Annotated in this window: 10 protein-coding genes; 6 read left to right on the top strand and 4 right to left on the bottom strand. The window is 60.2% G+C overall.

Going from position 1 to position 12466, the window contains the following annotated elements; translation table 11 throughout:
- Nucleotide 1: 1 nt before the first annotated feature.
- Entirely contained in the window at nt 2-1609 is a 1608-nt protein-coding gene (locus tag AB7M23_RS19295; RefSeq protein ID WP_065757677.1) for a carboxyl transferase domain-containing protein, read from the bottom strand.
- A 23-nt stretch (nt 1610-1632) separates the two neighbouring features.
- Nucleotides 1633-2796 (bottom strand): isovaleryl-CoA dehydrogenase, encoded by a 1164-nt coding sequence (locus AB7M23_RS19290; RefSeq protein ID WP_065757676.1) that lies wholly within the window; start codon nt 2794-2796, stop codon nt 1633-1635.
- 227 nt (nt 2797-3023) lie between these two features.
- On the opposite strand from AB7M23_RS19290, the gene AB7M23_RS19285 reads away from it, so the two are divergent.
- The 6 genes from AB7M23_RS19285 (at nt 3024) to glgB (ending at nt 8586) form a co-directional block, all read left to right on the top strand.
- A complete protein-coding gene (locus tag AB7M23_RS19285; RefSeq protein ID WP_065757675.1) occupies nt 3024-4712 on the top strand; it encodes an AMP-binding protein in 1689 nt (562 codons plus the stop codon).
- Between the two features lie 124 nt (nt 4713-4836).
- Nucleotides 4837-5163: an ArsR/SmtB family transcription factor gene (locus tag AB7M23_RS19280; protein ID WP_065757674.1), complete on the top strand. Its 327-nt coding sequence runs from the start codon at nt 4837-4839 to the stop codon at nt 5161-5163.
- On the top strand, nt 5160-5594 hold the full coding sequence (locus tag AB7M23_RS19275) for a YeeE/YedE family protein (protein WP_454241733.1): 435 nt from the start codon (nt 5160-5162) through the stop codon (nt 5592-5594). The genes AB7M23_RS19280 and AB7M23_RS19275 overlap by 4 nt, the downstream gene beginning before the upstream one ends.
- A gap of 2 nt (nt 5595-5596) precedes the next feature.
- Nucleotides 5597-6016 carry a DUF6691 family protein gene (locus AB7M23_RS19270; protein ID WP_099775086.1) on the top strand — a complete coding sequence of 140 codons (420 nt, stop codon included), beginning with the start codon at nt 5597-5599 and terminating at the stop codon, nt 6014-6016.
- 13 nt (nt 6017-6029) lie between these two features.
- Nucleotides 6030-6218, top strand: a complete 189-nt coding sequence (locus tag AB7M23_RS19265) for a YgaP family membrane protein (protein WP_065757671.1) — start codon at nt 6030-6032, stop codon at nt 6216-6218.
- A 157-nt stretch (nt 6219-6375) separates the two neighbouring features.
- Nucleotides 6376-8586, top strand: a complete 2211-nt coding sequence (glgB, locus tag AB7M23_RS19260; protein WP_102051557.1) for a 1,4-alpha-glucan branching protein GlgB — start codon at nt 6376-6378, stop codon at nt 8584-8586.
- Between the two features lie 75 nt (nt 8587-8661).
- Here the strand turns inward: glgB and AB7M23_RS19255 are convergent, their stop codons facing one another.
- Together AB7M23_RS19255 and glgX are read right to left on the bottom strand one after the other, a co-directional pair.
- Nucleotides 8662-9729 (bottom strand): autotransporter domain-containing protein, encoded by a 1068-nt coding sequence (locus AB7M23_RS19255; protein WP_099775084.1) that lies wholly within the window; start codon nt 9727-9729, stop codon nt 8662-8664.
- Between the two features lie 502 nt (nt 9730-10231).
- A complete protein-coding gene (gene glgX, locus AB7M23_RS19250) occupies nt 10232-12385 on the bottom strand; it encodes a glycogen debranching protein GlgX (protein WP_454241732.1) in 2154 nt (717 codons plus the stop codon).
- Nucleotides 12386-12466 lie beyond the last annotated feature (81 nt).

Here is a 12466-nt window from a genome sequence, read left to right as displayed (position 1 = left end):
GTCACATCCGGAAAATGCCGAAACGGCTTTGCTCGATCGGTGCGTTGAGTGCCGCCGACAAGGCCAGGCCCAAGACATCGCGGGTCTGTGCCGGGTCAATGACGCCGTCGTCCCAGAGCCGGGCACTGGAGTAGTAGGGATGGCCCTGGTGCTCGTACTGGTCAAGGATCGGTTGCTTGAGCCGCGCTTCGTCGTCGGCGCTGAATGGCTGGCCGCTGCGTTCGCTCTGCTCGCGCTTGACCTGGGCCAGTACCCCGGCCGCCTGTTCGGCACCCATCACGCCGATTCGGGCGTTCGGCCACATCCACAGGAAACGTGGGTCGTAGGCCCGGCCGCACATCCCGTAGTTGCCCGCACCGAAGCTGCCGCCGATGATCACGGTGAACTTCGGCACCTGGGCGCAGGCCACGGCGGTGACCAGCTTGGCGCCGTGCTTGGCGATGCCGCCGGCTTCGTACTTCTGGCCGACCATGAAGCCGGTGATGTTCTGCAGGAACAGCAACGGAATGCCACGTTGGCACGCCAGCTCGATGAAGTGCGCACCTTTTTGCGCCGCTTCGGCAAACAGGATGCCGTTGTTGGCCAGGATCGCAATCGGGTAGCCGTGCAGGTGGGCGAAGCCGCACACCAGGGTGGTACCAAACAGTGCCTTGAACTCATCAAACACCGAGCCGTCGACCAGGCGGGCGATCACTTCACGCACATCGAACGGCTGTTTGGCATCGGCTGGAACCACGCCATAGAGTTCCTCAGCGTCATACAGCGGCGCGATCGGCATGCGCTGCTGCAAGGTGCCGAGCTTGTGCCAGTTCAGGTTGGCCACGCAGCGCCGGGCAATCGCCAGGGCGTGTTCGTCGTTGTCAGCGTAGTGGTCGGCGACGCCACTGGTCTTGCAGTGTACGTCGGCACCGCCGAGGTCTTCGGCGCTTACCACTTCGCCGGTGGCCGCTTTCACCAACGGTGGGCCGGCAAGGAAGATGGTCGCTTGCTGGCGAACCATGATGGCTTCATCGGCCATGGCCGGCACATAGGCGCCGCCTGCGGTGCAGGAGCCCATCACCACCGCGATCTGTGGAATGCCGATGGCACTCATGTTGGCCTGGTTGAAGAAGATCCGCCCGAAATGTTCGCGGTCTGGGAATACTTCGTCCTGACGCGGCAGGTTGGCCCCGCCTGAGTCCACCAGGTAAATGCAGGGCAGACGATTCTGCAGGGCAATCGCCTGAGCGCGCAGGTGCTTTTTCACCGTCAATGGGTAGTAGGAGCCGCCTTTGACCGTGGCATCGTTGGCCACGATCATGCATTCGACGCCTTCGATACGGCCGATGCCGGCGATTACCCCGGCCGCCGGAACGTCCTCGCCATACACCGCATGGGCGGCCAGTTGGCCGATTTCGAGAAACGGTGAGCCGGGGTCAAGCAGACGGTCGATGCGCTCGCGCGGCAGCAGTTTGCCACGAGAGGTATGCCGCTCCTGTGCCTTGGCGCCGCCGCCCTGGTGAACCTGGGCGAGCAGGGTGCGCAAGGCCTGAACCTGTTCGAGCATGGCCGCGCTGTTGTGGGCGAACTCCGCCGAGCGCGGGTTGATCTGGGAGTGCAGGATAGCCATGGGCGCCTTTTCCTTATCGCAGCTCAGCGGGATTCGTTGAACAGTTCGCGACCGATCAGCATCCGGCGAATCTCGCTGGTGCCGGCACCGATCTCGTACAGCTTCGCGTCGCGCAGCAGGCGGCCGGCAGGGAATTCATTGATGTAGCCATTGCCGCCGAGAATCTGGATGGCGTCCAGGGCCATCTGTGTGGCGCGTTCGGCGCTGTACAGGATCACCCCGGCAGCGTCCTTGCGGGTCGTCTCGCGGCGGTCGCAGGCCTGGGCCACGGCATACAGGTAGGCACGGCTGGCGTTGAGCTGGGTGTACATGTCAGCCACTTTGCCCTGGATCAGCTGGAACTCGCCGATGCTCTGGCCGAACTGCTTGCGGTCATGGATGTACGGCACGACGATGTCCATGCAGGCTTGCATGATCCCGGTCGGGCCGCCGGACAGTACCACGCGCTCGTAGTCCAGGCCGCTCATCAGCACTTTGACGCCACCGTTGAGGCTGCCGAGGATGTTTTCTTCCGGCACCTCGACGTCGTCGAAGAACAGCTCGCAGGTGTTGGAGCCGCGCATGCCCAGCTTGTCGAACTTGTTGCTGCGGGTGAAGCCTTTCCAGTCACGCTCGACAATAAAGGCGGTGATGCCGTGCGCCCCTTTCTCCAGATCGGTCTTCGCGTAGATCACGTAGGTGTTGGCGTCCGGGCCGTTGGTGATCCAGGTCTTGCTGCCATTGAGTACATAGTGGTCGCCGCGCTTGTCAGCGCGCAGCTTCATCGAGACCACGTCGGAACCGGCGTTGGGTTCGCTCATGGCCAGTGCGCCGATGTGTTCGCCGCTGATCAGTTTCGGCAGGTACTTGGTTTTCTGGTCGTGGGTGCCGTTACGGTTGATCTGGTTCACGCACAGGTTGGAGTGCGCACCGTAGGAGAGGGCGACCGAGGCCGAGCCACGGCTGATTTCTTCCATGCTTACCACGTGGGCCAGGTAGCCCAGGCCAGCACCGCCATATTCTTCCGGTACGGTGATGCCGAGCAGGCCCATGTCACCGAACTTGCGCCACATATCGACGGGGAACAGGTTGTCGTGGTCGATTTGCGCGGCGCGTGGCGCCAGTTCCGCCGCAACGAAGGCCTGGACCTGGTCGCGGAGCATGTCGATGGTTTCGCCAAGGGCAAAGTTCAGGGTCGGATAACGCATGCTGGCACCTTTAATGGTTGTTCTTGGGAGGTGTGTTCTGTGAGGTCCGTGTCGCAGGCTTTCAGCGACTGGCCAGTACCGTGGCCGTTCATTTCTAACCTTTACGTTAACGTAAACCTGCCGCTGTTAACTGTCAATCGCACCATGACCTTTACGTTAACGTAAATTTGCGCCAGAGTAAGAGCCGCTTGAATCCGCTCCCAGAACAAACACAAAAAGGGACCGCCATGAATCAACCGAGCTACACCCAGGGCCGCCAGGACAAACCCTTGCTGGCCAAGACCATCGGCCAGGCTTTCGACCACACGGCCTCACGCTTTGCTGATCGTGAGGCCCTGGTGGTGCGTCACCAGCAGATACGTTACACCTGGCAGCAACTGGCTGACAGTGTCGACCAGCATGCCAAAGCGTTTATGGCGCTGGGCATGAAAACCGGTGATCGACTGGGTATCTGGGCGCCGAACTGCGCTCAATGGTGCATTGCCCAGTTCGCCAGTGCCAAGGTCGGTGTGATCCTGGTCAACATCAACCCGGCCTACCGCACCAGTGAGTTGGAGTATGTACTCAGACAGTCAGGCTGCCAGTGGCTGATCTGTGCCGATGCGTTCAAAACCTCGAACTACCATGAGATGCTCGGCGAGCTGTTGCCTGACCTGGCACATCAGGCGCCTGGTCAGTTGAACAGTGAGCGTCTGCCGGATCTGCACGGTGTGATCAGCCTTGCGGCACAACCGCCGGGCGGTTTTCTCGCCTGGGGTAATCTGGCTGCGTTGGCCGAGGGTGTCAGTGAGCAGGAGTACCTGGCCCGTCAGCACAGCCTGCAGTTCGATCAGCCGGTGAACATCCAGTACACCTCCGGCACCACCGGCTTCCCGAAAGGCGCGACGCTGAGCCATTACAACATCCTCAACAATGGCTACATGGTGGGTGAAAGCCTGGGGCTTACCGAGCACGACCGTATGGTGATCCCGGTGCCGCTGTACCATTGCTTCGGCATGGTCATGGGTAACCTGGGCTGCGTCACCCATGGCAGCACCATGATTTACCCCAACGATGCCTTCGACCCATTGCTGACCCTGAGTACGGTCAGTGAAGAGCGGGCCACGGCGTTGTATGGCGTACCGACCATGTTCATTGCCTTGCTCGATCACCCGCAACGTGGTGAGTTCGATCTCTCCAGCCTGCGCACGGGGATCATGGCTGGTGCGACCTGTCCGATTGAAGTGATGCGCCGGGTCATCAATGAGATGCACATGAGTGAAGTGCAGATCGCCTATGGCATGACCGAGACCAGCCCGGTGTCGTTGCAGACCGGGCCGGACGATGAGCTGGAGCTGCGGGTGACCACGGTAGGGCGCACCCAGCCGCAACTGGAAAGCAAGATCATCGATGAGCACGGCTGCGTCGTCCCGCGTGGGCAGATTGGTGAGCTCTGTACCCGGGGCTACAGCGTCATGCTCGGTTACTGGGGCAACCCGTCGGCAACCAGTGATGCCATCGACCCGGCAGGCTGGATGCATACCGGTGACCTGGCGACGATGGATGAGCGGGGGTATGTATGCATAGCCGGGCGCAACAAGGACATGATCATCCGCGGCGGGGAGAACATCTACCCACGCGAACTGGAAGAGTTCTTCTTCACCCATCCCGCGGTGGCCGATGTGCAGGTCATTGGCATTCCGGATGACCGCTATGGCGAGGAAATCGTGGCCTGGATCAAGTTCCACCCGGGCCACAGCGCCAGCGATGTCGAGCTGCAGCAGTGGTGCAAGAGCCGTATTGCGCACTTCAAGACACCGCGTTACTTCCGCTTTGTCGACGAGTTCCCGATGACTGTTACCGGGAAAGTGCAGAAGTTCCGCATGCGCGAAATCAGTATCGAGGAGCTGCGCACGCGTCAGGGCAACAACGGGTAAATCAACGTCGATCAGCAGACGCCACCAAGGAGTGATGCAATGTCGCCTCCCGGTGGCGTTTTGCTTGCCATACACTATACAAAGTAATAGATTGTTATTATCTTAATTGAATAGCCCGCCTGACATGAATAGCCACGTGCAGCCCCTCGATATCCAGCAACTGCATGCCAATGCCGACCAGGCCAGTCAGTTGCTCAAGGCCCTGGCCAACCCGGATCGTCTTCTGTTGCTGTGCCAACTGACCGAGGGCGAGCGCAATGTCAGTGAACTGGAGGCGCTGCTGGGCATTCAACAACCGACGCTGTCGCAACAGCTCGCGGTGTTGCGTCGCGAGGGCTTGGTTGCCACCCGCCGTGAAGGCAAGCAGATCTATTACCGGATCAGCAGCCCGGCGGCGCTGGCGGTGATCAATACGCTGTATCAACTGTTCTGTGCAGGAGAGGCTTCGTGAACATCGACTGGTTACATTTCACGCCAGGCTCATCCCTGGCCGGTGGTGCGCTGATTGGCCTGGCGGCCAGCCTGTTCGTGCTGGCCAACGGGCGGATTGCCGGTATCAGCGGTCTGCTGGGTAGCGTGTTGCAGCGCGACGGCGAGGGGCGTAGCGAAAAGGCGCTGTTTTTGTTGGGGCTGCTGGTCGCGCCATTGGTCTGGGGGCTTTTTGCTGCGCTGCCAAGCCTTGAGTTCCAGAACGGGGTGTTTGGTCTGGTAAGCGCCGGTTTGCTGGTTGGTATCGGTACACGTTATGGCGCCGGGTGCACCAGTGGCCATGGGGTGTGTGGCATCTCACGGTTGTCTGGGCGCTCGCTGGTGGCAACCTTGTGTTTCATGGCCAGTGGTTTTGCCACGGTGTTTGTCCTGCGTCATCTATGGGGAGGTTGAGCATGAACAAGCTGACAGCGTTTCTTGCAGGGCTGTTGTTCGGTATCGGGCTCCTGCTGGCGGGGATGGCCAACCCAGGCAAAGTACTGGCGTTTCTAGACCTGGGCGGTGCCTGGGACCCCTCGCTGGCACTGGTGATGGTGGGAGCGATAGCTGTGGCCTTTGTGCCTATGAGCGTGGCCCGCAAGCGCTCGACGTCGTTACTGGGCCTGCCCATGCAACTGCCGGTCAAGCGTGAGCTGGATCGTCGCTTGATCGTCGGTGGTCTGGTGTTCGGTATAGGCTGGGGAATTGCCGGTATCTGTCCGGGGCCGGCGGTTGCAGTGTTGTTAACCGGGCATTGGCAAAGCGTTGTCTTCGTGTTGGCCATGCTGGCCGGCATGTTGCTGTTCGCGGCGCTGGAGCGTCGGCGCGCGCATTGATCGGGAGATCACCATGAACGCAAATGTTGGAACCATCGACGGTAGCCTACGTGTTATCGCTGGCCTGATCCTCATCGGCCTGAGCCTGGCCGGGGTGATCGGCGTTTGGGGCTGGATCGGCGTAGTGCCGGTATTGACCGGTATTTTCCGCTTTTGTCCGGCGTACGCATTGTTGGGTATCAATACCTGCAAGCGCGGTTAACGCCAGCGCGCATATCAAGCGCGCACGCTGCGTTCAGTCGTCTATGCTGCTGCCAGGGTGTTGGCTGGTGCAGGGGCTCATGACGCCGACCGCCCAAGCGGTTGGCCGTGTCCTTGCATGGTCTGCATGGGCTTATCAGTACCTGGGAGAGCAGTAGATGAGCGTGCACAAGCGGGAGCAGGGGCGGCTTGACCAACGGGATATCGAGGCGCTGGTAAAGGCCGAGCATGCCGATCCGTTTGCAGTCCTGGGGCCGCACCTTGATGGTGCCGGCGCTCAGTGGGTCACGGTCTACCTGCCCAAGGCATTGACGGTACAGGTATTGGCCCGTGACCGTGATGAGGTGCTCGCCGACCTGGTGCAGGGTGACGTAGAGGGACTGTTTACCGGGCGTATCGGTACGGCACAGGCTTATCGCTTGAAGATCGGTTGGGAGGGTGACGAGCAAATCACCGAAGACCCCTACAGCTTTGGCCCGCTACTGGGTGATACGGACCTTTACCTGTTCGCCGAAGGCAATCACCGCGACCTGTCCTCGCGTTTCGGTGCGCAGCCGATGCAGGTGGACGGTGTTGATGGCGTGTGTTTCTCGGTGTGGGCGCCCAATGCCCGGCGGGTCTCGGTAGTGGGTGATTTCAACAACTGGGACGGACGTCGGCATCCGATGCGCTTGCGCCATTCCAGCGGGGTCTGGGAAGTGTTCGTGCCTCGGTTGTATCCCGGCGAGGCATACAAGTACGAAATTCTCGGCCATGAAGGGATCCTGCCGCTTAGGGCCGACCCCTTGGCCCGGGCCACGGAGCTGCCACCGAGCACGGCGTCGAAGGTGGCTGGGCACCTGCAGCATGACTGGCAGGATCACTACTGGATGCAGAATCGCAGTGCTCGCCAGGCCACCGATGCGCCATTGTCAATTTATGAACTGCATGCGGGTTCCTGGCAGTGCGAGCTGGACGATGAGGGTGAGGTTGCAAGGTTTTACAACTGGCGAGAGCTGGCCGAGCGCCTGATCCCCTACATCCAGAGCCTGGACTTTACCCATATTGAACTCATGCCGATCATGGAGCATCCGTTCGGCGGCTCTTGGGGGTATCAGCCGTTGTCGCTGTTTGCGCCCACGGCACGCTACGGTTCGGCCGAGGATTTCGCTGCCTTTATCGACGCCTGCCATCAGGCCGACATCGGTGTGATTCTCGATTGGGTACCGGCACACTTCCCGACCGACACCCACGGCCTGGCACGTTTTGATGGCACGGCACTGTATGAGTATGACAACCCGCTGGAGGGCTTTCATCAGGACTGGGATACGCTGATCTACAACCTTGGCCGTACCGAAGTTCATGGGTTCATGCTGGCTTCGGCACTGCACTGGCTCAAGCATTTCCACATTGATGGGTTACGGGTCGATGCGGTGGCCTCGATGCTGTATCGCGATTATTCGCGTAACGAAGGTGAGTGGATACCCAACCGTCACGGTGGTCGTGAGAACCTTGAGGCCATCGACTTCCTGAAGCATTTGAACGCGGTGGTTGCCGAGGAAGTGCCGGGTGCGCTGATGATCGCTGAAGAGTCGACGGCCTGGCCCGGTGTCAGCCAGCCGACTCAGCAGGGCGGGCTGGGCTTTTCCTACAAGTGGAACATGGGCTGGATGCACGACACCCTGCACTATATCCAGAACGATCCGGTGCACCGCGTGCACCACCACAACGAGATGAGTTTCGGCCTGATCTATGCCTACTCCGAGCATTTCATCCTGCCGATTTCCCATGACGAAGTGGTGCATGGCAAGCACTCTCTGATTGACAAGATGCCGGGCGACCGTTGGCAGAAATTTGCCAATCTTCGTGCGTACCTGACCTTCATGTGGGCGCATCCTGGCAAGAAGCTGCTGTTCATGGGCTGCGAATTCGGCCAGTGGCGTGAGTGGAACCACGACAGTGAGCTGGACTGGTACCTGCTCAAGTACTCCGAGCATCTGGGCGTTCAGCGTCTGGTGGGGGACCTCAATCGGTTGTACCGCGAGGAGCGCGCGTTACATGAGCAGGACTGCCTGCCAGGCGGCTTTCAATGGCTGATCGGTGACGATGCACACAACAGTGTCTACGCTTGGCTGCGCTGGAGCGCGAAAGGTGAGCCGTTGTTGGTGGTCGCCAATTTCACCCCTGTGCCGCGTGAGGGCTACCGCATCGGTGTACCCTGCGGTGAGCACTGGCGTGAGGTGCTCAACAGCGATGCCGAATGCTATGCCGGGTCCAATTACGGCAATGGTGGCAGCGTGGCCAGTGAGCCGATTGCCAGCCATGGGCAAGCGCGGTCACTGGCACTGAACCTGCCACCGCTGGCGGTGTTGATCCTGCGTCCGGCATAGCCGCCTGCCGCCTGCTGGGGCTGGTATGCCGAGCCCCATGCAGGAACCGGCGTTGCCGACGATGGGGCCACGCCACTACCAGCGCACCCGTATACCCAGATTGCCAATCAAGCCATTCAGGGCGTTATCGTCGACAACGCTGCTGTAGTCGGCACTGACGAACAGGCTCACCTTGGGTGTCATCCGCGCGACCAGGCCCATCCCCAGTTCAATCGTGGCAGAGCTGCGGCTACTGCTGACTTTGTCTACCTTGTCGAGGCTAAGGGTGTCGGCGTTGGAGAAGTCATACCAGACGTTGGTGCGCACGTAGGGCTCGATCGGCATGCCACGCACTTCATAGCGTCCAGACAAGCGCGCGCCGACGCGTCCGCTCCAGTTCGGCAGGCTGTCGTGGCTTTGCAGCATTTCGGCCTGGTTAGGGTTCCCGGGGTAGTACTGTTGGTTGATCAATTGTGCCTGTGGTTCGATCACCCAGTTGTCACCCAGGCCAATGGGGTAGCCACCTTCTACCGAGAGGGTTAGCGCATGGCCTGTACCGTCCAGGCGAGTACCGCTTTCGTTGCGGCCGCTGGCATCGAAGCGGGTACCCATGGCGACAGCATCCACATGCCAGCCTTGGTCATGGGTCATGCTCCAATAGACGCCCAGGCTTTCACCTTCCAGCTTGACCGCATTTTTCGGTTCGCTGCCGCGTGGGCGCATACCATCAAAGCGGCTTTGCAAGTTGCTGTGACCGACGAAGAAACCAGCACGGTGAGTATTGCCATCACTGGTTTCACGGACGAACAGGTCGGGGCTGATCTGCAGGTTCTGGTTCGGCGCGTCAAGGTTGTACGGTGCAGTGCCTGCAGGCTTGCCAGGGGATGGAAGGAACTGCGCCCATTGGCTGGCAATGCTGTCCTGTGGAACCTGAATTGCGCGCTCCGCCTGGCGTCCAGAGAAGCCGCTCAGGCTGCTCAGGCTCAACCCCGCAACGCTGACCGGTTGCAGCGACACAACCGGCAGGTCCGCCGATTGTGCGTAGAACGAATCGTTATCCTCTAGGCTCACTGCATGGGTTTCCACAGGGGTTGCGATTAGCAGCGACGTGGAAACCGCGTAGAAAACATACTCAAAGCCCGAAGGACTCGATGTTTTTTTCATGGCGGATCTCCTCTGTTGTAACAGCCAATGGCCTGGCTGAATGTCACGGGCTGTACGACAAAATCAGAGGGCGACACGCGCCAGCAAACCAGCCCCAGGCTTGCGCGAAAAGACGCGAGCTAGAGGCCCGGAATGAGTATTTTTGTATGGTTTCACTCCCTGAAGCTAAGGAGAGGTCAAGGCATGCGTCAAGAAATTGTGAATGTGTCGTGAGGGGAGCGTTGGAGCATCTAATGTGCTGAAAATTATGATTTCTTCATTTTTAATAGCCCCGGAGGGTCTTTCAACGGGGCTGGCTATTTCGAATCATTTCTAAGGAGTGCTTGCGGGCAGTGCACTGCAACGGTGTTGAATCTTTCCTGGCGCGCTCGTTCCTTGTTGCGCACTTTTCGTGTCTTTCGGTATGAAAAATGATCAAGGCGTGCGAAAAGGCTTAACTATCTGATTTGTAAAAACTAAAAAAACGAGCCTGCCGCCTCGACGAAGATCAGCACGCCCGAAATCACGCATCCTCGGCAGCGTGCAGTTCCAACAACACCAGAGAACGGCCGCTGACCTTCAGTTTGCTGCCGAACGCCAGCCGTCTGGTCTTGCCCTCCGCAGGCCGGGCGGTATTGAGCAGGCAGCTCCAGTGGTTGCCATCCGGGACTGCAGGCAAGGTGAAGGTGCGTGGGTCGTGGTAGGCGTTGACGATCAACAGCAGGCTCGCGTCGTTCCCCGGGCGCAGGATGCCGCTGGCCTGTGCCCGCCCGTTCAGCAGCATGCCCAGACAGCGCCCTTGGTGGTCATGCCATTGCTCTATGGTCATTTCGTGGCCGTCGGTTGCCAGCCAGGTGACATCCTTGACGCCCAGGGCTTCATTGAATGTGCCCACCAGGAAGCGCGAACGGCGCAGCACCGGGTAGTGCTGGCGCAGTGCGGTCAGGCGTTTGACGAAGTCGAGCAGGGCTGTGCCCTCTTCATCCAGGTCCCAGTTGACCCAGCCGATCTCGCTGTCCTGACAATAGGCGTTGTTATTGCCGTGCTGGGTACGGCTGAACTCGTCGCCCGCGACGATCATGGGGGTGCCTTGGGCCAGCAGCAGGGTTGCGAAGAAATTGCGCATTTGCTGCATGCGCAGGGCACGGATCTCGGGGTTGTCGGTAGGGCCTTCGACGCCATGGTTCCAGGACAGGTTGTGGTCGCTGCCGTCCTGGTTGTTCTCGTCGTTGTCCAGGTTGTGTTTCTGGTTATAGGACACCAGGTCGCGCAGGGTGAAACCGTCGTGGGCGGTGATGAAGTTCACTGAGGCGAAAGGCCGTCGGCCACGTCGGTTGAACAGCTCGCCGGAGGCGGTCATACGCGAGGCGAAGTCCGTCAACTGGCCCTCGTCACCCTTCCAGAAGGCACGCATGGTGTCGCGGAAGCGGTCGTTCCACTCCGCCCAGCCGGGAGCGAAGTTGCCCACCTGATAGCCTCCGGGGCCACAGTCCCAGGGTTCGGCGATCAGTTTGAGCTGACGTAACAGTGGGTCCTGGCGACAGGCAACAAGAAAACTGTGACGCTCGTCATAACCGCTATGGTAGCGACCAAGGATGGTCGCCAGGTCAAAGCGGAACCCGTCCACGTGCATGTCGCCAGCCCAATAGCGCAAGGAGTCGGTCACCAGTTGCAGCACGCACGGGTGGCTCAGGTCGAGGGTGTTGCCGGTGCCTGAGTCGTTGATATAGAGCCGCTTGTTATCGGGCATCAGGCGGTAGTAGGAGGCATTGTCGATACCGCGCATGGACAGGGTCGGGCCTTGCTCATTGCCTTCGGCGGTGTGGTTGTAGACCACATCGAGTATGACCTCCAGCCCGGCATCGTGCAGGTGCGCGACCATCTCCTTGAATTCGGCGATTTTGCCGCTGGCCAGATAACGCTGATGAGGGGCAAAAAACGCGATGCTGTTGTAGCCCCAGAAATTGTTCATGCCTTTTTTCAGCAAGTGCTGGTCGTTGACAAATGCATGAATGGGCAGCAGTTCAACGGAGGTAACCCCCAGCTGTTTGATATGGCTCAACAACGCCTCGCACATCAAACCGGCAAAGGTGCCGCGGTGGGGCTCCGGTACGGCCGGATGGCGCATGCTGATGCCGCGTACGTGTGCCTCATACAGCAGGGTTCGATCCCAGGGGACGTTGACGCGCTGATCGCGCCCCCAGGTGTAGGCCGGGTCGATGACCTTGCACTTGGGCACGAAGGGCGCGCTGTCGCGGGTGTCAAAACTCAGGTCGCCGTCGGGGTGGCCGATGGTGTAGCCAAACAGTGCTTCGGACCACCGCACTTCGCCGACCAACTGTTTGGCGTAGGGGTCGATCAGCAGTTTGTTGGGGTTGAAACGGTGGCCGTTTTCCGGCGCGTAGGGACCATGCACACGGTAGCCATAGAGCAACCCTGGGTGCGCGTCGGGCAGGTAGCCGTGGTAGATCTCGTCGGTGTACTCAGGCAGTTCGATTCGCTCAAGTTCCACCTGACCGTCAGCGTCGAACAGGCACAGTTCAACTTTGGTTGCGTTGGCTGAGAACAGTGCAAAATTGACGCCCAGGCCATCCCAGGTTGCACCCAGCGGATAGGGCAGGCCCTCGCGCAATCGCGAAGGTTCATGGAGTGGCGCAGCGGGCTTGCGTGTCGTCATGGAGGTCCTTGCTTCATGGGGCCGGTGGGTGGGGGCGGTCGCAGTTCCGGGCCATCTCGTGCCGTCAACGGATGCACTCGC

It is taken from the genome of Pseudomonas sp. HLS-6 TE3448 (assembly GCF_053629555.1).
Note: the sequence above shows the minus strand (reverse complement) of the source record. Positions and strands in the feature narration are given on the sequence as shown.